Source organism: Aliikangiella coralliicola, assembly GCF_007004725.1.
Classification (GTDB): domain Bacteria; phylum Pseudomonadota; class Gammaproteobacteria; order Enterobacterales; family Kangiellaceae; genus Aliikangiella; species Aliikangiella coralliicola.
The window spans coordinates 343,850-369,000 of the sequence record NZ_ML660168.1 but is presented as its reverse complement, the minus strand read 5'-3'; the positions used below and the strand labels follow the sequence as shown (position 1 = coordinate 369,000).

At 42.6% G+C, this 25,151-nt stretch carries 19 protein-coding genes; 12 read left to right on the top strand and 7 right to left on the bottom strand.

All coding sequences use genetic code 11. The annotated features are described in order from the left end of the window. Nucleotides 1-10: 10 nt before the first annotated feature. Genes FLL46_RS20560 through FLL46_RS20550 form a run of 3 tightly spaced genes read left to right on the top strand, consistent with a single transcriptional unit; the run spans nucleotide 11 to nucleotide 1,726 of the window. Complete coding sequence (locus FLL46_RS20560; protein ID WP_142933229.1) at nucleotides 11-676, top strand: heme-copper oxidase subunit III family protein; 666 nt, start codon at nucleotides 11-13, stop codon at nucleotides 674-676. A gap of 9 nt (nucleotides 677-685) precedes the next feature. Next, the gene (locus FLL46_RS20555) at nucleotides 686-1,009 is read left to right on the top strand and encodes a cytochrome C oxidase subunit IV family protein (RefSeq protein ID WP_142933228.1); all 324 of its coding nucleotides are present in this window, start codon (nucleotides 686-688) and stop codon (nucleotides 1,007-1,009) included. Nucleotides 1,010-1,048: 39 nt separating this feature from the next. Next, nucleotides 1,049-1,726, top strand: a complete 678-nt coding sequence (locus FLL46_RS20550) for an SCO family protein (protein WP_142933227.1) — start codon at nucleotides 1,049-1,051, stop codon at nucleotides 1,724-1,726. Between the two features lie 56 nt (nucleotides 1,727-1,782). Here the strand turns inward: FLL46_RS20550 and greB are convergent, their stop codons facing one another. Beyond that, nucleotides 1,783-2,268 (bottom strand): transcription elongation factor GreB, encoded by a 486-nt coding sequence (gene greB, locus FLL46_RS20545; RefSeq protein ID WP_142933226.1) that lies wholly within the window; start codon nucleotides 2,266-2,268, stop codon nucleotides 1,783-1,785. Between the two features lie 409 nt (nucleotides 2,269-2,677). Here greB and FLL46_RS20540 point away from each other — a divergent pair, with 409 nt between their 5' ends. Next, complete coding sequence (locus tag FLL46_RS20540; RefSeq protein ID WP_210418769.1) at nucleotides 2,678-4,129, top strand: NAD-dependent succinate-semialdehyde dehydrogenase; 1,452 nt, start codon at nucleotides 2,678-2,680, stop codon at nucleotides 4,127-4,129. A gap of 29 nt (nucleotides 4,130-4,158) precedes the next feature. Continuing rightward, on the top strand, nucleotides 4,159-4,860 hold the full coding sequence (locus FLL46_RS20535) for an RDD family protein (protein ID WP_168204263.1): 702 nt from the start codon (nucleotides 4,159-4,161) through the stop codon (nucleotides 4,858-4,860). 137 nt (nucleotides 4,861-4,997) lie between these two features. On the opposite strand, the gene FLL46_RS20530 is transcribed toward FLL46_RS20535, so the two are convergent. After that, a complete protein-coding gene (locus FLL46_RS20530; RefSeq protein WP_142933223.1) occupies nucleotides 4,998-7,544 on the bottom strand; it encodes a DUF748 domain-containing protein in 2,547 nt (848 codons plus the stop codon). A gap of 139 nt (nucleotides 7,545-7,683) precedes the next feature. Between FLL46_RS20530 and FLL46_RS20525 the strand changes: the two genes are divergently transcribed. From FLL46_RS20525 to FLL46_RS20515, 3 genes are all read left to right on the top strand, one after another. After that, complete coding sequence (locus FLL46_RS20525; RefSeq protein WP_142933222.1) at nucleotides 7,684-9,588, top strand: DUF885 domain-containing protein; 1,905 nt, start codon at nucleotides 7,684-7,686, stop codon at nucleotides 9,586-9,588. Nucleotides 9,589-9,818: 230 nt separating this feature from the next. Next, the gene (locus tag FLL46_RS20520; RefSeq protein WP_142933221.1) at nucleotides 9,819-11,207 is read left to right on the top strand and encodes a VWA domain-containing protein; all 1,389 of its coding nucleotides are present in this window, start codon (nucleotides 9,819-9,821) and stop codon (nucleotides 11,205-11,207) included. A 276-nt stretch (nucleotides 11,208-11,483) separates the two neighbouring features. Then, nucleotides 11,484-13,085, top strand: coding sequence for a winged helix-turn-helix domain-containing protein (locus FLL46_RS20515; RefSeq protein ID WP_142933220.1), 1,602 nt, complete (start codon nucleotides 11,484-11,486; stop codon nucleotides 13,083-13,085). Nucleotides 13,086-13,164: 79 nt separating this feature from the next. Here the strand turns inward: FLL46_RS20515 and FLL46_RS20510 are convergent, their stop codons facing one another. Next, entirely contained in the window at nucleotides 13,165-14,280 is a 1,116-nt protein-coding gene (locus tag FLL46_RS20510) for a serine hydrolase domain-containing protein (protein ID WP_142933219.1), read from the bottom strand. A gap of 95 nt (nucleotides 14,281-14,375) precedes the next feature. On the opposite strand from FLL46_RS20510, the gene FLL46_RS27880 reads away from it, so the two are divergent. Further along, the gene (locus FLL46_RS27880; protein WP_281281993.1) at nucleotides 14,376-14,510 is read left to right on the top strand and encodes a hypothetical protein; all 135 of its coding nucleotides are present in this window, start codon (nucleotides 14,376-14,378) and stop codon (nucleotides 14,508-14,510) included. Nucleotides 14,511-14,649: 139 nt separating this feature from the next. Further along, the gene (locus tag FLL46_RS20505) at nucleotides 14,650-15,141 is read left to right on the top strand and encodes a gamma-glutamylcyclotransferase family protein (RefSeq protein WP_142933218.1); all 492 of its coding nucleotides are present in this window, start codon (nucleotides 14,650-14,652) and stop codon (nucleotides 15,139-15,141) included. 32 nt (nucleotides 15,142-15,173) lie between these two features. Here the strand turns inward: FLL46_RS20505 and FLL46_RS20500 are convergent, their stop codons facing one another. Next, on the bottom strand, nucleotides 15,174-15,641 hold the full coding sequence (locus FLL46_RS20500; RefSeq protein ID WP_142933217.1) for a GNAT family N-acetyltransferase: 468 nt from the start codon (nucleotides 15,639-15,641) through the stop codon (nucleotides 15,174-15,176). A gap of 327 nt (nucleotides 15,642-15,968) precedes the next feature. Between FLL46_RS20500 and FLL46_RS20495 the strand changes: the two genes are divergently transcribed. Next, entirely contained in the window at nucleotides 15,969-16,964 is a 996-nt protein-coding gene (locus FLL46_RS20495; RefSeq protein WP_142933216.1) for a DUF4097 family beta strand repeat-containing protein, read from the top strand. Between the two features lie 125 nt (nucleotides 16,965-17,089). Next, nucleotides 17,090-20,458, top strand: a complete 3,369-nt coding sequence (locus FLL46_RS20490; RefSeq protein ID WP_142933215.1) for an Ig-like domain-containing protein — start codon at nucleotides 17,090-17,092, stop codon at nucleotides 20,456-20,458. Nucleotides 20,459-20,574: 116 nt separating this feature from the next. Here the strand turns inward: FLL46_RS20490 and FLL46_RS20485 are convergent, their stop codons facing one another. From FLL46_RS20485 to FLL46_RS20475, 3 genes are read right to left on the bottom strand one after another with little or no spacing between them, the layout of a single operon-like run. Next, nucleotides 20,575-20,940: a hypothetical protein gene (locus FLL46_RS20485; RefSeq protein WP_142933214.1), complete on the bottom strand. Its 366-nt coding sequence runs from the start codon at nucleotides 20,938-20,940 to the stop codon at nucleotides 20,575-20,577. Nucleotides 20,941-20,955: 15 nt separating this feature from the next. After that, nucleotides 20,956-24,174, bottom strand: coding sequence for a DUF11 domain-containing protein (locus FLL46_RS20480; RefSeq protein ID WP_142933213.1), 3,219 nt, complete (start codon nucleotides 24,172-24,174; stop codon nucleotides 20,956-20,958). 59 nt (nucleotides 24,175-24,233) lie between these two features. Continuing rightward, entirely contained in the window at nucleotides 24,234-24,737 is a 504-nt protein-coding gene (locus FLL46_RS20475) for a hypothetical protein (protein ID WP_142933212.1), read from the bottom strand. Nucleotides 24,738-25,151 lie beyond the last annotated feature (414 nt).

Sequence of the window (25,151 nt, the reverse complement as noted above, 5' to 3'; positions counted from 1 at the left end):
AGCCGACACGATGACTAATTCGACTGAACAAGCTCCGGGCTGGAAAGGCGTTGTAAACGACTGGGCCGCTGATAAGGAGACATTCAATGTCCCCTGGGGCAAATTAATGATGTGGATTTTTTTGCTGAGCGACACTTTTATTTTCAGCATCTTTTTGACCAGTTATATGACGGTCAGAATGTCTGCGACAGCAGAGTGGCCGATGACTAGCGAAGTTTTTGCATTGACCATTGCTGGACAGCATGTTCCGCTGCTGTTGATAGCTATTATGACTTTTATATTGATTACAAGTAGCGGAACCATGGCAATGGCTGTCAATTACGCTTATCGTGGTGACCGTAAAAAAACGTTTATTTTGATGTTGGCGACTGCTGCTTTAGGCGCAACTTTTGTTGGAATGCAGGCTTTTGAGTGGAGTAAGTTAATTGAAGACGGTGTCAGACCATGGGAGAACCCGATGGGGGCCGAACAATTTGGCGCTAGCTTTTTCATGATTACAGGGTTTCATGGAATGCATGTAACTGCAGGAGTGATTTATCTGATTGTTATTGCTAACCGAGTCCGCAATGGATTTTATGAGAAAAAAGGTTATGACATTGTAGAGATTACTGGTCTGTATTGGCATTTTGTCGATTTAGTATGGGTATTTATTTTCGCATTCTTCTATCTTTGGTGAGGAGGCACTATGACAGCTACAACTGCTGAACAACAGCACCCAATTAGTGTTTATCTTAAAGTCTGGCTACTACTTTTTGTGTTGAGTGGTTTTTCATACATGGTCGACTTCTATCAGGTTCAGGGGTATTTAAGATGGACTCTGATTTTGATTTTTATGTTTTTAAAAGCAGGATTAATTATTGCTATATTTATGCATTTAGCCTGGGAAAAGCTGGCGTTGATTTATACTATTTTGCTGCCGACCATCGCAATTCTAGTGCTAATCGCGCTGATGGCTATTGAAGCAGATTATACTTTCCTGACGCGGCTTATTTATTTTAGATTTGTATAGAAAAATTTAATTATTTTTATTTGTCAGGAGTGAACTCATTTGAATATAACAAAAAAAGTGACCTTAAGTTTTCTGGTTATGGCGCTAGTTTTGTTTTCAATTAGTGCCGTCCTGTTACAAAGTCCCGAAAAAAAAGCGCCGGTGATTAATGGCGTTGTGATTCCTAAAGCAAAATCGCTTAATCAATTTTCAATGATTGATCATCGCAACAACATTTTTAACAATCAGCAACTAGAAGGTCGTTGGCACCTGGTTTCTTATGGTTATACTCACTGTCCCGATATTTGCCCCAATACCCTGAATATTCTGGCTGGCGTGGTTGAAAAGTTAGAAAGTGAAAATAAGGCAGATGATTTGAAAGTCCTTTTTTATTCCATCGATCCAAAACGGGATACCGTTTCACACCTGGCAGAATATATCCCTTTTTTTCATAAAGATTTTATTGGCTTAACCTATGTTGATGAAATGCAAGAAAGTGCGCAGGCTTTTGAGCAAAGTTTAGGGATGATTTCGGTGCTGACACCGATTGAAAACTCAGACGTCAACCCAGTTTATGAAAGTTATACCGTCAGTCACGGAGTGATGTTGTACCTGTTAAATCCCCAAGGAAACCTCCAAGCTGTATTCAAACCTGAAAAGGGTGAAGGAGGAGTTCAACACTTTACCGTGCAAAAAATTTATGCCGATTATTTGGCTGTTAGAAATTATTTTGGATGAGTCTTGATTGGAAAATAATTCTGTTCGAAATTGTCACTTCTCAAAATCGCTGTCAATTATGAATTCTGCTCATCATAAGTTATGCGGTTAATATAGTAGATTTTTTCTCCCCCTGGTAATTTCACCGATACCTCATCGTCTTGCTGCTTTTTTAATAAAGCTCTTGCTAATGGTGAATCAATAGAAATATATTCAGGTTTGTAATCAAATTCATCTGAGCCAACAAGTCGATGGTTAAACAGATTTCCTTCTTCATCTTCCAACTCCACCCAGGCGCCAAAAAATACCTGTGTCTGATTTGGTGGTAAGTGCTCGACCACCTGCATTTCCGCTGTCCGTTTTTGTAAATAGCGAATTCTGCGGTCCATTTCTCGAAGTTGTTTTTTACGGTAGATATATTCGGCGTTTTCCGATCGATCTCCTTCCGCAGCAGCGGCAGTGATAGCACGAGTGACTTCTGGCCGTTTATTTTTCCACAAATCTGCCAGTTCATTTCTTAATCGGGTTGCACCGGCTTCAGTGATCAGGTTGGAGCGTTTCATTACAAGTATAATGTCTAATATGAGTTTAGCTGTCACAGATTATAATCGAGAATTAGCCAAACTGAATAGTTCGTCAAAATATCTTGGTGGTAAAATGACATTTGTTGATACGAGAGTAGGGAAGAAAGTGTGTTAAATTATTAGTCGGTTTCGATAGAGTATCGCTATTAGTTTCGCTAGTAACTGATAATATTGTTCATTATTTGCTCGGTTCTTGGTGAGTTATCCGGGTAACTTTCTCTCAAGCAGCTGATTTTATCAAGTGATAAATACCAGAGTAACAGTATTAAAAATTATAGCTATCTCGAATTCAAACTGAGGTATGATGGCCTTTTATTTTTAGATGACTTTAGAAGAAGTGCATCCTTAACACTAAAGTCAGATTAACAATTAAATTTAGAGTATTACCGTGCAATTGAATAATCTTGATTTATGGAAAACTTCCTCATTTGTTAATGGCGAATGGGAGCAAGCTCACTCCTCATTTAAGGTAGAAAACCCCGCAAATCGACAAATCATTGCGGAAATTGATGAAGTGACGCCGGAGCAACTCGAATTAGCCGTTAATTCAGCCTATCAGGCATTAGCTAAGTGGCAGCAAAAAACTGTCGACGAGCGCGCAACACTGCTACGCCGTTGGTTTGAATTGATTATTGCTAACCAGGCAGATCTTGCCGCGATTATGACAGCAGAACAGGGAAAACCGATGCCGGAAGCTTCTGGAGAAGTTGTGTATGGTGCTAACTATATCCGCTGGTACGCGGAGGAAGCCCGTCGAATTAATGGCGATGTACTTCCCGTAAACCAGGCGGGACGGCGTGCGCTTGTACTGAAACGCCCGATCGGTGTCGTCACCGCTATTACGCCGTGGAACTTTCCCAGTTCGATGATACTAAGAAAAGCTGCTGCAGCTCTTGCCGCAGGTTGTACATTTGTGGTTAAGCCTTCAGAGTTGACGCCACTATCAGCGCTTGCTCTTGCGCAACTATCGAGTGATGCAGGTATTCCTGCTGGTGTTTTTAACGTGGTTGTTGGTAGTAATGCACAACCAATTGGCGAGATTCTTACCACTCATCCTAAAGTGGCCAAGTTTAGTTTCACCGGCTCAACCTTCGTCGGTAAAAAACTCCTTCATCAGTGTGCTTCGACGGTGAAAAAAACATCAATGGAGCTAGGTGGTAACGCACCTTATATTGCGTTTGATGATGCCGATCTTGAGGTTGCTGTTAAGGGCGCGATGGGGAGCAAGTTTCGCAATTCTGGGCAAACCTGTGTTTCCGCGAATCGTATCTTTGTGCATAAAACAATTCACGATGAATTCGTTGCCAGATTACAAGATAAAGTCGCAGAATTGAAAATCGGAGAAGGAACAAATGAAGGTATCAACATTGGCCCATTAATAGAACCCAAAGCGGTGGAGAAAGTTGAGCAACTGGTTAATCAAGCCGTGGAATCTGGCGCCGAAATCGTCTGCGGCGGCACTCGTGTGCAAGGGGAAGGTAATTTTTATCAACCTACAATTTTGACCGGCGTGTCTGCAGACATGGATATTTTTAATTGTGAGATCTTTGGCCCTGTTGCATCAATCATTCCGTTTGAAAGTGAGGAAGAAGTTGTTCGCCTTGCTAACCAGACAAATTATGGTCTTTGCTCATATGTTTTTACGCAAAACTTAAATCGAATCTGGCGCCTATCAGAGAAGCTTGAATTTGGTATGGTTGGCATTAATGAAGGTGTTTTATCGAACCCTGCTGCGCCATTTGGCGGTATTAAGGAATCTGGTATGGGACGAGAAGGCGGCCGTTGGGGAATTGAAGATTACCTTGAAACTCGGTATGTGTGCATGGGGAACATTAGTTAACCAAGACTAATTAGAAGCTGGATATAAAAGTGAGCAAAGGTATGCCTGAAACCATAGACTATTCAACATATACTTTAAGCGATCTTAGAGACGTTTTGCAGCATATTGACAAGGATGCTTACCCGGAAAGAGTTGCTGAGATAGAGGCACTTATTGCCGAGAGAAGCGATGTTAATGCTGCGATTGAAACATCAGAGTATGAAGACGAGTTTGCAAAGTATTCAACCTTTGCACCCAGGTTTGTCGCTTCTATTATCGATGGAATTATCACCAGTGTACTTTCTGCTATGCTCATGTATGTAGGCACATTGCTGACTCCTGTTATCGCAAATGAAGAAACTCTGGAAACTGTCATCAGTTATGCCGATGCAGTGCAATTTACGATTTATTCTGTTTTACTACATGGATTATTCGGGCAGACTCTCGGCAAAATGGTTGTTCGAGTGAAAGTCGTAGATGCGGTTACCGAGAAGGAAATTAATTTTCAACAGGCGATTTTAAGAGATTGTGTCCCCATTTTTACACTGGTTTTCATGTTGGTCAGTGCACTTTTTGTGACTGAAGATATGTTTATTTCTGAACAAAGCCCTCAATGGTTTGCCTACGTCCTACTCGGTTTCGGGATTAGCTATTTTATTTGGCATCTGTTGGAAATTATCACCATGTTATTTAATAAAAAGCGCAGAGCTTTGCATGATTTTATTGCAGGAACTGTCGTTGTAAATATTTAAAAGTGATTAATGTTAGTTGAGTTTCTCTCATTAAGATCTTAAAAAGATTTTCGATGTGGTATAGCTAAAAATACTGGGCGTTAATCGCCCAGCGTGACCTTAGATTAGGTTATCTTTTTAAGTAAAACCTCTTTGTTTTATGCTTCAAATTGAATCCGTGGTTTGGCGTTCTCGTCCTGATCAATTTGTGGCTGACATAACAACAGTCTTGATGATTCAATTTGTCCCTGCTCGACCACCCAGGCTTTAAATGCTTCTCCTCTTTTAGTGCTTACTTGTTTGAGTTGCTCAACGTAGTTGGGATCTTCCATATCAGGTTTAATGCCTGGTAGATCTGCCGGTATAGCAATTGCGCAGGCTTTGATTTGGGTTTCCGGTTTATCTTTTAGTAGCGCCACAAACTCTTGCATAAACTGCATATGATCCGATTGAATTTCAACTGATTGTTCAGTAAAGACCAAATCTTCAAAACGAACTTTAAGAATAAAGTCTCCTGCTATGCTGGCCACAGATAATACGTTGGCGTAAGGGATAAAAGTTTTTATCAGATATGATTCAGCAGCAGACATGATCGCTTTTTTGGTGACTTGAGCAATTAACCCGGTAACGCCGAATTCTGGTGAACTCACATCGCCCGTCAGTGGAATTTCGAGCTCCAGATTTCCCTGATCATCTTTGAGCATACCGAGTGCTGAATTCAATGGAAGTGCGGTTTGATCGGCCAGCGAATCAGGTTGCACGTCGTCAGCCGAGGATAGCTCCAGGCCACGCATTGCTAACTGAGAGTCACCTTTGATGATATCGTTGTTCACCTTCAATTTAACATCGATATCAAATTGACCGCTTAGCATTTCAAAGCCCATAGCATCTTTCATATAAGGGGAAACCTGCGGTAAAGAAAATTCTTTAATATCCGAATTAACTTCCAAGTTCATTTTTTCGGTAAAAGGTAAAATAAAACCTGAAACTGAGCCACCGGCATAAGCATCCGTTTTGAATTGGATATTAAACTTTGCCTGTTTTTCATGGTCACGACTATCAATGTCGATAACTTCAACTTTTTCAAACTTTACGTTTTGAGAAAATGCAGGCTGAATGCTTGCGTCACTAAAAGTGAATTGACTATCGGCTGATATTGCCAGTTGATTTAAACTGAAAGTGAAAGGCGGTTCTTGTCCTTCTTTGTCGACTGCAATATCTTCAGCTGGGCTATTTTCACTTGCTTCTTTAGCAACCTCTTCAGTTGATTGATTATCTGATGGCGAGTTGGGAATTACCAGGTTGGCAAGCTGCTTGTTTGCGGTGAGTGCTAGGGTGCTTACAAGTTGTTGAATATCGATAGTGTTTAACGATAAATGCTGTTCAGCCAGTTTTAAATCAGTTAGTTTAAGCTGTTTAATTGTTGCCAACGCAGGGCTCGTTGAAATGGTCTCGCTCGCTTCTGGTGATTGCGAACTTTGTTGATCGTTTTGCTCTGCTTGTTCAGCTATTTTTTGTGCCATTTTTTGTGATGCGGTGATACCGTTTAACACAATATTTTCAATAGCGACGGTTGGTTGCAAGGCACGGTCGAGTGACAGGTTCGCGGGTTTTAACTGAAATTGCTCAAAACCAAATATCAAATCTTGAGTATCAGCAGTCTTAAGTTGAGTGCCTTCGCTTTCCAGTGCGAAATCAAGCTGCACTTCCGGCTGACCTGTTTGATCGAGATTGATTTGAGCATCGGATAATGATGCTTGATACATTTCGCTGTTTAGAGAGACACCGGACACGAGCAAATCGAGCGAGTCGAATTGCAATGCCAGCTCTGGTATTTGAACGTCAGTTGTTTCACTGCTAAAACTAACTTTTTGATTAAATGAAAGATTTAACTGCCCGGAAATTGATTCTATCTGCTGTTTGATCAGGTAGGCGATTTTATTTAATTCGAAATCTTTCAACTCGAATTCAACCTGGGCGTTTCCTGTTCCTTGTTCATGCTCCAGAGCGACACTCAGATTGAGTAAAGCCGAGTCTATTTCCGCTTTCAGGTCAAGTATGGCCTTTTGGTTAAGTTCGTTTAATTTTACCTGGGTTAGTTTCAATGATTTGATTACCACCTGGTGCTTATTTCCCAGGTTATCGATGAGCAATTTAATATTTGTTAGATGAAGTTTGTCTGCAATAACGAGCCATGGAGCCGATTGAGAATCTTCTGGAGGGGAAGTTGCATCAACTTCATCTTGACTATCAGAGCTATCATTATCAGAACTCTCAACCGCTTCACCAGATTGTGGGAGACTAAACCCTGCGACGTTGAGTGCAGTATCGGTAATCGTGGTATTAATTTCGACACCATCAATTGTAAACTCCTCTATCAATAGCTCTTTCGAGATGAGAGAAAAAGTGTTGATATCTAACTCCACTGACTCGATGCTTGCCTGCACGGCTTGTAATTCAGATTGAATCAATGCGACATCTGAGACCGATACTCGCAGAAGAAAAGGGTTGAGCCGTATTGTAGAGTCATCGGTTAGTTGCAATCCAAAGCTCTGCAGTTGGTCATTAACTTGCCAGCGTGCCAATGCTGGGCTAAAGGCCCAGATAGCAAGATAGAGAGTTACAAAAATAAATGCCAGCCAAATTAAAATGCGTTTGGAAACCCTGAAAACTTGCGATTTAACTGATGATTTTTCTGTATTCATTTAACATATTGATGGTTTTTTAGTCTGGCGCCTAGTCTACCTAATTCACTCGAATTTGACTATTAAAGTTAAACAGTTTATTAATGACAAGCGGTTTTAATCGTGTCCTTAAAAAATACTAGTAGCTGGGTTAGTCACTATGAAAAAAACATTAACTTTTCTCGCAATAGCAAGCTTGATGCTGACAGCTTGTGATCAAAATAAGCCGACAGAATCGGTACAAGCTGAATCATCAGCAGCGAAGAATGAGCCGGTCAGTACAAAAGCAACTGATTCGCCTGCGCCGGAATTGACTGAGTCAGACAAAGCAAATCAGTTATTTGATGCTATTTATAAGGAAGGCGTGAACCGAAGCCCGATAACCCAAACTTACCTGGGGATTAAAACGGACTATGACAAATGGGATGATATTTCTGAAGAAAACGCGCTGAAAGAATTGCAAATAACCAAGGAAAACCTCCAGCGAATTCAAGAGATTGATACTGGAAAACTCGACCAACAAACACTGCTAAGTTATCAACTGTTCAGAAAAAACCTTGAAGAAGAAATCGATGACTTTAAATGGCGGCATCACAACTACCCGGTTAATCAAATGTATGGGATGCACTCTCAGATACCTGCTTTTTTAATTAACCAACATGCTATCAAAGATGTTAAAGAAGCAAATGATTATGTTGCTCGTCTGAATGGTGCGAACAAGCTGATAAAACAACTTATTGAGCAACTGAAAATAAGAGAGAAGAAAGGAATCATTGCGCCTAAGTTTGTATTTGAACACGTGATTCGAGATTCAAAAAATATCCTGGTTGGAGCGCCTTTTGAGCCAGGAGAAGATAGTACCTTGTGGGCTGATTTTAAGAGTAAGCTTAATCAACTTGAGCTAGATAGTAAGAAAAAAGATGAACTATTAAGTCAGGCTAAAAATGCACTATTAACTTCTATCCAGCCTGGATATAACGATTTGGTCAATTATTTAGCTAGCCTGGAAGACAAGGCAGACACGCGTGATGGTGCCTGGAAGTTTCCTGATGGAGAAGCATTTTTTAACAATGCACTAAAACGAACTACCACCACCGAGCTAACGGCAGATCAAATCCATGAGATGGGTTTAAGTGAAGTGAAACGTATTCATAATGAAATGCAGGCGATTATGAAACAGGTTAAGTTTGACGGTAGCCTGGCAGAATTTTTTAAATTTATGCGTCACGATCCACGTTTTTATTATCCAGATACCGAAGAGGGTAGAAAGCGTTACCTGAATGAAGCAATTGTGCTTATTGATGATATGAAATCACGGCTGGATGAATTATTTATTACCAAACCAAAGGCTGACCTAGAAGTTAAGCGCGTTGAAGCATTCAGAGAAAAGTCTGCGGGAAAAGCTTTTTATCAGCAGCCGGCGCCAGATGGATCGCGTCCCGGTCGCTATTACGCCAACTTATACAAAATGGAAGGAATGCCTATCTATCAAATGGCAGCCCTGGCTTATCACGAAGGGATCCCTGGTCATCATATGCAGTTTGCAATCATGCAAGAATTAGAAGATATGCCTATGTTTCGTAAGTTTGGCGGTTATACGGCATACAGCGAAGGTTGGGGACTGTATTCAGAAATGATTCCTAAGGAAATTGGTTTATATGCCGACCCTTATTCAGATTTTGGCCGTTTAGCGATGGAGTTATGGCGAGCTTGTCGTCTGGTGGTTGACACAGGAATTCACACCAAAAAGTGGACGCGGGAGCAAGGCATTGAATATTACGTTAAAAATACGCCAAATGCTGAGTCTGAAGCGGTAAAAATGGTTGAAAGACATATTGTTATGCCGTCTCAGGCAACCGCTTATAAAGTCGGTATGCTGAAAATACTGTCCTTGCGTGAAAAAGCCAAAAAAGCGATGAGCGAACAATTCGATATTAGAGAGTTTCACGATGTCGTACTTAAAAACGGCGCAGTTCCCTTGAGTGTTTTGGAAAGCCTGGTTGATGAGTACATTGCTAGTAAACCAACAGCGGGACAATCGGAGGTAAGCAAAGCTAACCAGTAGATTTAGGATAGTGAAGGTATCCTTTTTTCTCCACTGGACATATTGTTCAAACAGAATAACTTCGCGCTAGCATGTTTCGATAAGCTGTTTGTTAAGAATGAAATATTAAATGTAAACATTAGGTAAATTTATCTTGCTTAATGTTTACGTTTCTATGCCTCAAACCTTTTCCTGATTAAGCGTAATCTTAACCCTAAGCCATCAATTCATTTAAGGATTAGGAGTTAATCATGTTTACGTTACAGGCAAAATCAAGCAATTCGAAGTTTACCTATAGCCCAGTGGCTTGTGCACTTGTTGGTGTATTACTCGCTCCAGTCTCGTTGACCGTGCATGCTACACAAGAGCAGCCGGTCGAAGTTCAGCATCGAGTCAAAATACAGCCCTCTCAAAGCCTTCAGCCAGCTCAAAGTCTTCAAGCTGTGCAAGACCGAACTGTACAGAAAACTCAACTCGCCCCCAGTAACCAACCGGTTCCAGTGACTAAGCCGGCGATTCTTCCTCAAAATGATGTTATACGCCCTTCCGGACGTCCTAGAATTCAGGTCGCAATCTTGCTCGATACCAGTAGTAGTATGGATGGACTGATTGATCAAACCCGAAACCAGCTATGGCAAGTAGTGAATGAATTTTCGGCAGCCAGGCAAAATGGTATCGCACCAATTTTAGAGGTGGCTCTATTCGAATATGGCAATGATGGGCTGCCGGAAAGTAGTGGATACGTTCGAAAACTCAACCAATTCACTCAAGAGCTTGATCGCGTGTCCGAGGGATTATTTTCATTGACGACAAATGGCGGTAGCGAATATTGCGGACTTGCGATTAAAACTGCGGTCAATGGATTGCAGTGGAGTCAATCAAGCAATGATATCAAAACCATTTTTATTGCCGGTAACGAGCCTTTCACCCAAGGTCCTGTTCATTACCAGGAGGCGGTAAAACAAGCTTATCAAATGGGAATTACCGTGAATACAATCTTCGCCGGTGGACACCAACAGGGAGTAGGAATAGGTTGGCAATCAGGCGCATTGTTGGCCGGTGGTGATTACATGAGCATTGATGCTAACAGGCGTGTTGTTCATATCACTGCACCACAAGACAAGAAGATTGCCGAGCTCAACGCTAAGCTTAATCAAACCTATATTCCCTATGGAGCGAAAGGACAGGAAAGTGCTAAACGCCAAATGGAGCAGGATGCAATGAGTAGCAATATTTCAACGGGTTTACTGGCGAAAAGAGCTAAATCAAAATCCTCTTCTTTTTATAAGAATAGCAGTTGGGATCTGGTTGATGCCATAGAAGAAGGCGAGGTGCAAGAAGATGAGTTAGCCGCCATGGAAGAGGCATCCTTACCGGAACCAATGAGAGAAATGTCTGCGTCGGAGCGAAAAGAATATGTTCTTGAGCAAGCGGAGGAGCGTAAAAAAATCAAAATGGATATTGCCGAACTTGGTCGTGCGCGCGACGCTTTTGTTGCGAAGAAAAAGAGTGAGCAAGCAAACGTTGCCCCAAGCGTGAGTGACGCATTAACACAATCGATTCGTAAACAGGCAAAACAGAAAAACTTTAAATTGGAAAACGACAAACTGGCTGATAAAGCAAGCCAGAAAAGCAACTAAGCAATTGAACCTGAGCCGGTTAGAGATTGAAATTCTATTCCGGCTTGGGCGCGCGTAGTCTTGAAGTAGCTAGTGAAATCAGGGAGTAAAATCTTAGCAAGCAAGGCTACGAACTCTTCAACTTTCGTTCAAGGCGACCGCTTTGAATGGTTATTCTTATTCTAAGCTCAGGTTAAATATTAGTGGTAATTCTAAGTATCTTCTGAGATATTAAACATGCTGAATTTCTGCTTTGGAAATGCTGTTTAGAGTATCATCAGAAAATGAGATTGACGTGTGATTAAGAGTGCTGATCTTGAAATCGACCCGCGTTCCCGCCGAGTAACACGAAACGGAGAACCTGTTGAGCTTTCCTCCCTCACCTATGATTTGTTAAATGAGTTGGTTAATTGTTCTCCAGAAATTGCGAAACCGGAGCATTTGCTTTCAACGGTGTGGAAAAACAAAGTGGTTGGTGTTGAAACCTTAACTCAAAGAGTAGCGATACTGCGTAAGGCTTTAGATGAAGAAAGTCAGCAGCAAAAATATATTGAATCGGTTCGCGGCCAGGGATATCGCTGGTTGCCTCAGTTGATATACGGTGAAAACAATAAAGTACAGGAAAAAACTACAAATAATTTTTTCTCGCCAAAAGTAATGGTAGCTTTATTTATTTTGGCAACTATTTCACTGGTGGCTTACTGGTTCGCTCACTCGAAAAAAATAGAGAAAGAGCAAATACAAACACCGTCATATTCATTACAAAGCTCGTTGCAAGAAAGGCTAAGAGAAGCATGGCGCTATTATCGAAAATTTGATGCTGAGAGCAATGCTATCGGAATCAAATTGTTTCAGTCTGTGCTGAAAGAAAAGCCTGAGAATGTTTCTGCTTTAGTAGGGTTGAGTGCGGCTTATTCACAAGAATCTACCAAGTTTAATGGCCCACCCGCTGACCTGGTTAAAGGCTTAGAACTCGCGAAAAAAGCGACGCGATTGTCTCCTCAAAATGCTGAGGCCTGGTGGGCACTTGGTTTTAATTTTGATGCGAGAGGACATATTGAAGAAGCTGTAATCTATTACCAGAAAGCGTTAAAACTTGACCCGGATGATAAAGGGGTCAAGTCAAGTCTTGCCTATTTGTTGGCGATACAAGGCGACTTGGTTGGTGCGCTAAAAATGAATATAGAAGCATTTTCCAGTAATACCCATTATCGCCATCTACAAATAGCGCAGATATTGAGGCTTTTGCAGTTTAATGAGCTTGCTGAGCAATGGTATAAACGAGCAGATGAATTAAATCCCGACAGTGTCTTCGCCGCTTTCGGCCGGGCCGAACACCTTTTTACAATGGGACGCCTGGTTGAGGCAAAACAGGTCGTTGAAGCCGCAATTAATCGGGGAGTTCATCGGCCAGAGCTACCTATTTTGCTCGCGCAGATCGAGGCTCGACACCAGGACTTTAACTCGATGAAAAGCGCTTTTGAATCTGCAATTGAAATAAGTCAGCATTCATTAACGGCGCAAAGTTGGTTGTTATGGGGAGAGGGAATTAGTGGTGCTGAAACCGACTTAGATGTTGTCACCGCATTAATTTCTAAATACGAAAACATTGTTCAACAAGGGGATACCTGGCCAAACAATTTTGTAGAGCTCGCCTTGTTAGAAACTGTCAGAAAAAGACAGCAAGAAGCAATAGAGTATTTACGGCAGGCCTTTTCATCAGGCTATCTTGATATTGGAATGCTGAGACAATCTCCGGTTTTTCAGTCGCTGCATCAAAATGAAGAATTTATGCAACTGGTAGAAGCGATGCAACAGAAAATATTGGCACAGCGTGAACAAGTACTATCGGCCGAGTGGGCGCCTGAAAATTTTTTCAACCCAAAGATGAATCGCTGAGCTCAATTAAGATCGCGCTGATTTATTTTAAATAATCCTGTTATGTTGATTTTTGGCCGTCCCTGGCCAATGAGCTGATTTAGTTTAGGATGCTCGGTAAAATTGAATCCTTGAAGATTGACTGGCTTTGTTGGTGCATATAAGAGGTGTTGTAAGCTTGGCTGGTGACCAGGGCTGTCAGGTGCAGCTCGGGGACGATGAATAAATAATTTCCACCATTACCCGATGCGGCATAGGCAGTAATTTTTTTATTCTGAACTTCAAAATCAAAAATCCACCAAAGATATCCATATTCAATATTTCTGTCAGCCACAGCAACATTACGCCGGCGTAACATTTCATCGACCCAGTTTTCTTTCACTAACTGTTTCTTGTTAAATTGACCATTGTTTAACATCAACTGACCAATTTTGATCAGGTCGCGAGAACGAAATTGGACTCCACCGCCCCCCTGGATAATTCCCATCGGTGATACAGGCCATTTGACTTGTTTTATCCCCATTGGGTTAAAGAGTTTTTCTTGGGCATATTGGTCCAGCTTTTTTCCTGTTGTTCGCTCAATCGCTGAACCGATCAGGAACACACCACCTGTACAATAAGAATAGGAACGCCCATATTTTCTTTGTTCAAGTTTTGGCTGCCAGGGCGGAATACCACGTTCCGGCAAGTCTAATACAAACTGTTCCCAATCTTTCCGTAAGTACATTCTTTCTTCATTGCCCGCAGAGTATTGCTCCCAATCATTGCATTCCAGTGACGAGCTCATAGTGAGCAAATCTTTAAAGGAAATTGCCGACTTAGCAGGGAATGGGTGAGCGAAGGGTTTTTTATCTTGAAAATAGGGAAGGATTGCAGAGTCGACTGATGGTATTGCTTTATCGGCCAAAGCGATTCCAAATAAGATGGCAGTTAAAGATTTTCCTGCCGAACGAATGTCGTTGAGCGTGTCGGCACCGCCACTGTTGAAATACTTCTCGTATACTAATTGGCCTTTGTGCTGAACGAGTACGCTGGTAATTTTTTTAAATTCCTTCTTATTGATTTTTTCTTCCATTGCGACCAACTTGATTTCTCTATCGCTTTCTGAGTTGTTGTGGGGAGTCGATAGAGTGAGCTGGCTTTTGGCCGCATAACATAATAGAACGCCAAGCAAGCAATACTTGATTTGAGTTGCGAATCTAAAAGTCGTTTTCATTCAGTTGTATCTCCAGTTTAATTGATTAACCCGATTAAGCTAACAAAAGGACATCAAATTAATACTAAAGACTACAAAACGAATTCTAAAGATAAATGAAGTTGCTTAAAAATCAAATGCTTAGGCTTGTTGAGAGAACGAAAGCTAAACCTGTACTCACAACAACATTGGCGGAAAATCAACGCGCCGATTTAAAAATAGATAGTCAATGGGATTGGGGGTTAACCTAGTGAATTGGCGTGAAACTGTCATAGACAAACGGAGCTTGAGTTGATTTACAAACTTGATCCAACTAATCTGAAATAGTCGATTATCACTGGCAATGCAACTTACTTGTCGGTTACCAATTCAGTTAACAGTGGAGGTTTTATGAAATATTTTGCTTATGGCTCGAACATGTCACTTTCAAGGTTAAGACAACGGGTTCCCAGCGCTAAGCTACTCGGTGCTTATAAGTTGGCAAAACATGATCTTCGTTTTCACAAAGTCAGTAAGGATGGCTCTGGCAAATGTGATGCCTTTGACACAGGTAGTAAGGACGATTTTATTATCGGTGTTTTATTTGATATTGATGCCGGTGAAAAGCCTCAGCTGGATAAAGCCGAAGGACTAGGATACGGATATAACGAAAAAGAAGTCACAGTTGTTGATGATGGCCAAAATGTAGAAACGGCAGTGACCTACTATGCAACCAAAATTAACGACGAACTTACGCCGTACACCTGGTATAAGCACCACGTATTGGTAGGAGCCCGCGATGCTAAACTACCTGCAGATTACGTGCAAAAAATCGAAAGCATTCCGGCCATAGAAGATCCTGATACTGCCAGAGAGTCTAAGCAGATGGCTATTTATGATTAGCTGATAAGCATAGTCTGGATAACTGGCGATAACTAATTATCCAGACTGATTCGCATTTCAACCAGGTTTCTTTTAAAGCCAGCTTTTTCATAAGCTTTGATAGCGCCGGCATTCTCGCCGTAAACTTCTAATCGAATTTCATTGATACCGCGAGAGAGCGCCCATTCTTTCAATCCGTTGACAATTAGTTGATTAACGCCGCGACCGCGATGATTTGGCGAGACATACATAAATCCGAGGTAGCAGTGTTGGCTGTGGGTCAGATAAGGTTTTGACTGAACGATTTTTGCATAGCCTGAACCAATGAGTTCGTTTTGGTATTCCGCTACAAGAACTTCCACTTGATTATCATCAATCATCTTTTCAATGTCGTAGTAACTGATTTTTTCTCTTTTTAACGTTGGATCAAAAGGACGTTCGTACTCAATAATACCTTGTTCAAAAGATAGAAGCGTTGGTAAATCTGTTTGAGTTGCCTTTCTAATAATAATATCTGACATTTTGTTCCTGCATTTCTCTGTTTTCTTATTCGCTAACTAAACCAACTTCAAAGGGATGTGATTAGTTTTATCGAAAAATTGATAATTTAAAATTTAAGTTAATACATCAAGATGTAAATATTCACGCTATTTTAACAAAAAAAGCAGACCAGCTTCACAGTTTTTGAGTGTTTCGGCGCACTAGTTTACAAAGATTGTGGCATTTTTTAACAAAAAACAACCAGTGATACATAAGGCTACATTGAGGTTACAAAACGTAAAGGAAAAGGAATCTCAATATGAATATATTGACTATAAGCTTTAGTCAATTGAGCAATGCAGACTTACATGAAAAAACATCACTCCTATTTGATTTATCTTTCTTTATTTTCGATCTTTTCAGTCGTGAGCTGTGCTCAGGAAGTTGAAAGAATCGAATACACAAAAGATGACGTCAGACTTCAAAAATACAGCTGGAAAGGAGCTCTTCCTGAGAAAAATAAAGTAAAAGTTATTAATCGTTACGGAAATATAACGACTCGAAACACCAATAAACCAAATATTGAGTTAGCCGGAATTATTCAAAAAATTGGTCCGAATGCACCTAAGCCAGAAATTCAGGTGCGAGACGTTAATGGTGTAACCGAAGTTCAAGTGGTTTATAAAGATGCCACTATTGATCAATTCAATAATAGAATCGGTCGTATGGATATTGGTGTGTACGTGCCAAAAGGTGTGTCTGTAGAAATGCAAACTGATTTTGGTGACATTAAAGCAAAAAAGCATCAGTCAAACCTCATAGCGAAAACAATATCGGGAAAAATTAAATTAGCGACCAGCGGAATTATTTCTGTCAATAGTCAGTCGGGAGAAGTTGGCATTAATTTAATGAATTGGAAGCGAAGTACTTTTCGTCCTGAAAATAAAAGACGTGTATACGATATTCAATCGGGATCAGGCAATGTCAGCATATATTTTGACAGTGAAGCGAGCTTAATGGTCAAGGCAGAAGCTGGAAGCGGGATTAAAACAAAAGACGAGTTACTTCAAAACTCACTGGCACAATTTGAACATTCTGGGCAATCAGCGTTTGAATTTTTATTAGGCGACGGAGAAAGAGTGCTTAATGTTTCCAGTGGGCAAGGTGTTGTTCACTTGAACCCTGCAGGAGGAGCCGTTGAATCTGGAGCTTTAGCCGAAGCACAATCATTTGACGGTGATGTTAGAAATTTGCCTAAAGTCGAACCCTGGAAACCTGGCGATCCGGTCATTGAAATGGAAGATGGCCGTGCCGAAAAAAAGCCGAAGAAGAAACCGCCTATCCGAAACAAAACAAACGGTTAACGAACTAACCATAGCTAGCAATTTTCAACCCCCCATTATTTTAAATAAACCCATATCAGTTGGAGTCAGCGAAGATTGAGTTCCTTTGGCGACCCTGATCGATCCATGTGAGGAGGAAATAAGTAATGACAAAAAAACAAAGTAACAAAGTCAATAATGACTTCAATCCAACAAGATCAAGGAGCAGTTTGAGCATTCAGCGAGTGCTCTTATGTAGTGCTGTTTTTTGCGGTAGTACAATGATGGGGTCGTTTGTGGCTGCTCAATCAGGAGCAGCGGAAAAAGGGTTGCCAAAAAGTGCACCAGCTATTGCAGAATTAGCTGCTAAGAGAGTCGACGACCGAGTAGAAAAGCGTGTTTACAAAGGCGCCGAATTAGTTGCTGTTGCGACACCTTCGAGTTTTGACGGTGATATTCGCGACTTGCCTGCAATGAATCAGTGGGCACCAGGGGACGCCGTTAAAGTTGCTAATCCTCGGCGCATCGGTGATGTCGCTGGATTGTTACCGCCGGTTAATCGGGTCAAGAAAACACAGCAAGCGTTAGTTAACAGACAAAAAAGCAGTCGCACCTCGGTGACCGATTTACAAGTTGGCGTTAAGGTGACCGGTTTTGAATTTAACGGTGTTAATCCACCGGATCCGACAGGTGAAGTGGGCGAAAAATATTATATTCATTCAATTAACGCCAGCGGCGGTTCGGCAGTCACTATTTTTGATAAAACGAACGGTAACAAAGTTGGTGATGCGTTTACCATGAGCAGTTTGGCATCGGCCGGTGATTGTCAAAACGGTTTGGGGGATCCGATCATTGTTTATGATGAGTATGCCAAGCGTTGGTTGCTAACTGAATTTTCTCAGGAAGGGCCTAACAAACTTTGTGTTTACGTTTCAAAAACATCCGACCCCGTCACTGGTGGCTGGTATGCCTATGAGTTCGCTGCACCTACTTTTCCTGATTATCCTAAATATAGCGTTTGGGGCGGAAACTATTATGTGAGTGCTAATGAATCTGGTGGTGCAGTTTACGCATTAGACCGCGCGAAAATGTTAGCGGGCGAACCGGCGAGCATGGTTCGTAAAACGGTTCCTTCCTTAGCTGGTTTTGGATTCCAATCTATTTCGCCAGTTGATGCAGACGGTCTTAATCCACCTGCTGATGGTACGCCTGGACTTTTCATTCGACACCGTGACGACGAATTACACAACTCGGGTTCAAACAATGGTGAAAAAGATTTTCTTGAATTGTGGACTTTCACACCTGATTTTGCCAATGCAGATAACAGTAAATTAGAAGGGCCTTTCAATATTGAAATTAGCGAACTGGATTCTAATTTTACTTGTCCGGACGGATTTGGTTGTCTCACGCAAAAACCGGAAGAAGGGCAGACGCTTTCAACGCTGGACCCATTGAAAGAGGTCGTTAATTACAAACCTCAGTATCGTAACTTTAATAGTCACCAATCAATTACTGGCAGTTTTGTCACAAAACTAGAAGGCAATAATGCTGGATTACGTTGGTTTGAACTGCGAAAAACTGACGCAGACTGGACGCTACACCAAGAAGGGATTGTTCCATCCTCCGATAACAACAGTCGTTATATGTCTGGTGCAGCGATGGACGGAGACGGCAATATGGCGTTGGCTTATATGATCACTGGCGCAGAACAATTTCCGAGCATTCGTGTGACTGGACGTCGAATGGGTGATGCACTTGGTACTATTTCATCCGATGAAATTACCCTGGTGGAAGCGGATGGTTCCATCGCTACTGAACGAGATGGTGACTACAGTCACATGTCTGTTGACCCCATTGATAATTGTACTTTCTGGTATACCGCTGAGCATGGTGGCGCAGGAGCAAAATGGAAAACTGGTATCGCAAGCTTCAAATTTCCAGGGTGTACTGGCGTGGGGTCAACGGATCCCGGTTTTAGCATGAGCGCAACTAACCGCTCCCAGGAAATTTGCCGCGAAGGCGCGATGCAACCGATTGCAGTTACCGTCACCGGCTATAACAATTTTGATAAAAACGTTACTCTGAGTTACGCCGATTTGGCACAAGGTCTTTCCGGCCAGTTTTCTGTTAATCCAGTAAGCGCTGGTGCGAGTTCTAACGCGACAGTCACGGTTGCCAGTGGTACCGCTGCCGGAGATTATACTTTTTCTATCAATGGAGCAGGTGAAGGTGTTGATTCGCGCTCAGTTTCTGCCAGCGTGAAAGTGGTTGATGCCGAGCAAACTGCAACTTTAAGTTCTCCTGCCAATGGCGCAGAAAAAGTTGATGATACGCCTGAACTGGAGTGGACTTCGAGTGGTTATGTGAGAACTTATACGATTGAAATTGCGACCGATGAAGGCTTCAGTAATATTATTGCGACAGGTTCTGTTTCGAGCGGAACCAAATACCGACCTTCGAGTGCATTACCCCAGTCGACCAAAGTTTTCTGGCGGGTAAAAGCTTCAAACGCTTGTGGTGATACCTTGTCTAATGTTTTCAGTTTCACTACCGGTTCCGATAAAGATAAAGCGGAAGCATTAACCGTTAACGTGGCTAAATCGATTCAAGGCGCAGAGGGAGAGTCTGCAGATTATTATATTGATGTACCTGCTGGTGTTGAAAAGTTAACAGTGGAAACTAGCGGTGGGGAAGGTGACGTTGATCTCTACATGGGATTTGGAAGAATACCGAAAACTGCTGATGATTTAGTTTGTCGTTCTGAAAGTGATGGTATGGCCGAATCATGTGAAATTACTGATGTGAAAGAAGGCACTTATTTTATCGTGGCTTCTGCTTACGCAGCTTATAGTGGTTCGGAGTTAATTGCCAAATATGAAATTCCGAATAGCTTGCCTAATGCAGTTAATGATGAATTCACGATTAAGCAAGGAACTTCAGGCCACCAGTTTGATGTTATTGCCAATGATACTGATGCCGATGAGGGAGACACACTAACCTTAGATTCTGTCAGCTATTCTGGAACTGGCAGTGCGGCAGTTACAGACGGAAAAATCGTTTACACTCCAGCAAGTGATTTTAGTGGTACAGAAACTTTTACCTATGTGGTTAAAGATAACAAAGGCGGTACAGGTCAGGGAACGGTCACGGTTGTCGTTACACCGAACGTAGCACCACAAGCGGTCAATGATAGTGTAACCGTTAAACAAGATAGCACCAATAATCAGATAGATGTCTTGGCAAATGACACCGATGCCGATCAAGGTGACACTTTGACATTAGATTCCATTAACTACTCTGGAAGTGGAACGGCAACAATCAGTGGTGGCAAAGTTTCCTACACACCAGCGAAGGATTTTCATGGCACGGAAACCTTTACTTACACGGTGAAAGATGCAGCAGGTGCGTCGGCGCAAGGAACGGTAACTATCACTGTAGAAAAGAAACCTTCTAGTGGCAGTGGTAGTACAGGTCTATTTGCGTTGTTGATGTTACCTTTGGTTATTTTCAGAAGACGTTTCAACGCTGAAAAATAAAAGCGAATAAACTAGACGGAATTAAAACCGACCCGTTACTGGGTCGGTTTTTTTTGTGAACGCAATTTATTTTTAGATTGTAACTGTTAACTACAATTTTCTTTTGGTTGCATCGTTTAACTGGAACGCGTTGGAAGCTGGTAGAGCATGCAACCTAAATGAGTTTTCGTACTCTCTTTATTTTGCATTTGAGCTAACATTTCCAAAAGCAGTTTTTCAATTTCCCGATTGTCTTTTGATTGAATCCTGTTACTGCGTTTATTATCGATAAACTCTTTTCTTGCTTCGTTACAAGACTCAACTGTGATTGCCAAGTCTGTTCGAATAGTTCTTGAGCTTGGTGTTTTTATTGCTTGTTCAATCGGTATTAACTTTATTTTTTCTTCAGGTTCAATTCTTGTCGGCCAATATTTTAAAAGTAAGTACCCAAACACCAGTGTCAGTACAATTGTCAGAATATAAGAAGTTAAGCGCGAAAACATTTTGATTTCTCCACGTTAAGGTATGATTGGCGTTGTGACAACGGCAGTATTGTTGAGTGGCGAGGGATCGCCACCAGGACTTGATACTTCAACGGTATCGACGAGATCGGCATTGGCCGGAAAACCCGTTTGATAAGTTATTACTGCGGCCCAAAAGCGAGTAATCGCCGTTGCTCCGCCAGCAATATCGCCAAGGTTAAGATCGATTGTGGCTGTGTTAATTCCGCTGGTAGTATTCACAACTGAACCGCCGGGCGGGAGGTCTATTGGGCTCGGAAAAAATCCCATAGCGCTAACAACATTGCTGCCTGCGAGTGCTAATGAATCAGCCAGAGAAACATTAAAGGCGTCGTGAGTAGATAGGTTTTGCACGTTCACGGTATACAGAACCAGATGCAGTGCTAAGTTGTCGTTAATGTCGAAAGTAAATACTTGCGGTGACTTTTCTACCCGTAAATCAGCGCGAGTATCTCGTTCCTGAACTTGTTCGATATCAATACTGCTATGTAATAGTTCTCCATTAGCCGTCAGGTCTCCGCTGCTATAAACGCCAACCACATCTAATGGACGTGTACTACGAATTGTAATAAATCCTTCGATGTAACCCTGGGGAAAGCTGCCATCGTAAAACCGGTTACGGATTTCATCACAGTCTGTTTTTAATGATTGATTGCCTTGTAACCAATCCCACGCAATAGGAAGTACCTGTCCGGGTCGTTGTTCTTCTGGTGGAAAAGATAACGAAAGTTGTTTTTGAAATACTGTTTCTGATTGGGTTGTATTATGAATGTTTATTGTTGTTCCATAGCGCCCGCGAACAAGATCCAATCCATTGATGTCAGGTTGATCACCACAAACAAATTTCGCGGCGTATTTAAAACCGGTAGCCGGTGGGCGGAAGCCAATTTTCATAATACCTTTTCCGCGAGTTCCCACGTAAATATCAGTTCTATCGGCGGGGTCGTGATCGAAAAAAGCGTATAGCGGATGTGGAATGTGGGGACGACCCGTTTGCACGGGCGTGTGGGGATCGGTGACTAAAAGCCAAGAAGCTCCGGCATCTGTACTCACAAAAACACCGCTGTCCACTGCGCCGGCGATCATCATGTTTGGGTCAGAAGGATCAAAACTCACAAAGCTCGGTTGGACATATCTGCCTCTTGCCGCGGTTCCGAGAGTGCGAGATTTAAACTGACCGTTTCCTGACATTGCCAGGTCTAGGTTGACGTTGTTTTCCCATGTTTGTCCTGCATCATTGGAAAATACCATTTGTGGACTTGAGGCAAGTAGATTGGAAGCATAAAGGCGATTGGGGTCGTTGGGATCAACATCAAAAATGCCAATGCTGCCACTTGCTAAATTTGTGTCAATTCTCTGCCAGATTCCGGCAGGATTGGTACCGATAAAACGCCATAATTGATCGCTGTTGCCGTTACCATTACAGTTTCCCGTTTGCACGTAAAAAACAGGTTGCCCTCCGGGGGCACGTGAAGATTTTACTGCGCAAAGAAGATTTGAAGGAGGCTCTGTTGCGTTGCCCAGTTCTGTCCATATAACCGGGTCAACGGTGATGTTGTTGGTAATAAATAAACCGCCATCAGCGCCGACGCAACCGTTACTTCCTGCTGTGCAATCTCGCGTGATGGCAACATAGTCTGAAGGGCCATAGCGATCAAAATTATCAGGGAATTTAAATCCGGCAAGTAACCCGCTTTGCGGATATGAGGCGGCAGGAAGTTGGGCCCCACCTGCCATACCTTGACCACGCCGGTGAATTCGAGTTGAAGGATTTGAACCGCAACAAATTGTATAAAGAACAGTTGTGGCGGCGGCAGTATCGTCAAAGCCGTCGCAACAATTTCTGTTTACCCATGTTGGCGATGCCGCACCGCCGTCAATGGTCGCGTAGGAACCGTTGTCTTGTGCTCCAGCGTAAAGGTCTAGATTAGTAACCCCGGCAGGATTAAAACCATCCATTGCCCAAAGCCATAAAGCATGAGGCGTAACGGCTGGCTGTTCCCACTGAGGATCATGGCAGGTTGCTTCGTCGCTGAGCGTATTGTAGTAGACTCCGCCATCGCTAGAGAAAAGTGTTGGGCAATCGTTGACGCCATTTCCCGCTGGATCAAAAGCGATCGAGCCTACGTCATCGTGTCCTCCCACTGAGCGAGTAAATGGCCCAGCCCAACCAGCCGGTTGAGGCGGATTGGTTGATAAATCCAGGTTGCCCATTGGACATCTTAAACCACCGTTCGCCGGGTTACTCGTGCATCCGGCTCGATAAAGGCGAACGTCTCCGTACCAAAGATCAAAGTTATCATTGCCACGATCATTGGTCTCAACAAATGGGATCCGTCCTTGCCGACGAGAATCAGGGGTACCCAGATTTGTCCAGGTGGTGCCACCGTCATCAGATTCATAAACCCAGGCACCGCGGGTTGCGAAAATGACATCTGCTTCGTGAGGCGATGCGGCAATTGAACAACGCCCTACAGGTAATGCTCCGATTGACCAGGAGACCCCACCGTCGATCGAGCGAGCGCTGCCGATTTGCCCGCAAACATCAATGATACCGCCATGGTGAACAACAACGTCCCAGATTGTTCGGGCTAAAGCTGGCGCGAATGGGTTGCTGTAGGTCCAGCTAGCGCCGAGATTATTAGAGATCGCCAAACCGCAATTGGTGCCGATATAAACAGCGGATGGATTATCAGGATCGACAGCGATGCCGGTTGCCGAGGGTTCGCTTATCGCAGCGGCTTCTGCACAGGTGCCGCTAGCGGGTGTCGCGGTTGGGGGATTGGTCCATGTTGTGCCGCCATCGTAGCTAACATTGATACCAGCAACACTGTTGACCCGCCCATCATAAAGAGAAGAAGCGTATAGCGCAGCGCCATTTGGTGCAGATTCCACGTCAATGGTTAACATCGGAAGGTGCGCTTCCAGTCGAAACCATTGGCCACCGTTGACCTGAAAATCAGTTGTTTTATAAAGGCCGCCAAATTCGCTGGCCGCGTAGTAAATGTTAGTGTTGCCCGGCGTAGTCGCGACGCCGTTAATGCGGCCCCCGGTTGCGCCATCGGGGTCCACTGGGTCGAGTGTTGATTGGTCGGGATTGATATCAGTTATGACAATTGGCGCACCAATAACTGACATCGATACCAGCAGAAAAAATAGCGAAAATAATCTGCCCAGACTTAAGCATAAAATCGGGCGTAAAATCAGCGGGGTCATATAGAAAGTCCTCTTTTCTTTAGCGTAAGAAAAACCTCACCAAAATACTTTCTTGGGTCTTACTTGGTTGGTTTTTGTTGCTTGTCCGATACTTTGTTGTCATTCGGCCTGATTAAATCGACAGGACACACTGGCACCTCATATCTGGCTGTTTCACTGGTGCGCCATTGACCGTTGACTTTGGCGCGTATGCGCCATAAATATTCACCACCAGGATCGCCGCCGGACCAATTGAATTTTGTCGCCGCACCTTTGAGATTAGCGATGGTTTCAAATTGTTTGTTCTTCCAGCCGTTGTAATATTGCGTGATGTCTAACTTGATATCCGTTTGCTTACCTTTTAGTGTCCATTGAAAAGAGGCACTCCAGGTGCCCGGATTAATGGCACTGCAAACTCCTTCAGCCATTAAATTGTAAGCGACATCATTCGATGGTGTGTTTCGCTCTCCGGCGATAGAGAAAGTAGAGATTGCAATGCTTACGATAAACGGTGTTATTTTTTTTAACGAAAAAGTTTTATCAGCGTTTAAACGTACGACGTCTGAATTTTTGATGAGACACATTCGGTATTCTCCTTTTACCAGCGCAACGAATACTTTGTTGCTGCGTCTAAAGACTTGTGAATTTTAATCCAATTAATAATCGGTGACTGTGCAAAAAAATTTTATTTGCATCTCTAATGAAGATGAATGGCAGCGCGGAGGGAGTTATTTTATAGGCGCATAATGAACCGAATCATCTACGCTTCTTGTGGATTTCTCATTGCATCACCGCGGTATTTTTTGCGGAAAAATTAGCGAAAGAAAACAGCAAAAAGCCATTTGAGTATATCAATGAGATATTGTGCTGTCAATTTCAGCGAATTTCACCATTCGGATAAAAATAGTTATTTGAGATAAAAGTTGTTCGGCAGAGAGTTTTTATTTTTGTCTTCTACAAGTCGCCGTTTTCCCTGCCTTTAATCGGCATGAAACTTT

Bases quoted from the DNA above. Each gene is read 5' to 3' on its own strand.
- FLL46_RS20560 (WP_142933229.1), top strand. From the start codon at position 11: ATGACTAATTCGACTGAACAAGCTCCGGGCTGGAAAGGCGTTGTAAAC.
- FLL46_RS20555 (WP_142933228.1), top strand. From the start codon at position 686: ATGACAGCTACAACTGCTGAACAACAGCACCCAATTAGTGTTTATCTT.
- greB (WP_142933226.1), bottom strand. From the start codon at position 2,268: ATGAAACGCTCCAACCTGATCACTGAAGCCGGTGCAACCCGATTAAGA.
- FLL46_RS20530 (WP_142933223.1), bottom strand. From the start codon at position 7,544: ATGAATACAGAAAAATCATCAGTTAAATCGCAAGTTTTCAGGGTTTCC.
- FLL46_RS20525 (WP_142933222.1), top strand. From the start codon at position 7,684: ATGAAAAAAACATTAACTTTTCTCGCAATAGCAAGCTTGATGCTGACA.
- FLL46_RS20520 (WP_142933221.1), top strand. From the start codon at position 9,819: ATGTTTACGTTACAGGCAAAATCAAGCAATTCGAAGTTTACCTATAGC.
- FLL46_RS20510 (WP_142933219.1), bottom strand. From the start codon at position 14,280: ATGAAAACGACTTTTAGATTCGCAACTCAAATCAAGTATTGCTTGCTT.
- FLL46_RS27880 (WP_281281993.1), top strand. From the start codon at position 14,376: ATGAAGTTGCTTAAAAATCAAATGCTTAGGCTTGTTGAGAGAACGAAA.
- FLL46_RS20505 (WP_142933218.1), top strand. From the start codon at position 14,650: ATGAAATATTTTGCTTATGGCTCGAACATGTCACTTTCAAGGTTAAGA.
- FLL46_RS20500 (WP_142933217.1), bottom strand. From the start codon at position 15,641: ATGTCAGATATTATTATTAGAAAGGCAACTCAAACAGATTTACCAACG.
- FLL46_RS20495 (WP_142933216.1), top strand. From the start codon at position 15,969: ATGAAAAAACATCACTCCTATTTGATTTATCTTTCTTTATTTTCGATC.
- FLL46_RS20490 (WP_142933215.1), top strand. From the start codon at position 17,090: ATGACAAAAAAACAAAGTAACAAAGTCAATAATGACTTCAATCCAACA.
- FLL46_RS20485 (WP_142933214.1), bottom strand. From the start codon at position 20,940: ATGTTTTCGCGCTTAACTTCTTATATTCTGACAATTGTACTGACACTG.
- FLL46_RS20480 (WP_142933213.1), bottom strand. From the start codon at position 24,174: ATGACCCCGCTGATTTTACGCCCGATTTTATGCTTAAGTCTGGGCAGA.
- FLL46_RS20475 (WP_142933212.1), bottom strand. From the start codon at position 24,737: ATGTGTCTCATCAAAAATTCAGACGTCGTACGTTTAAACGCTGATAAA.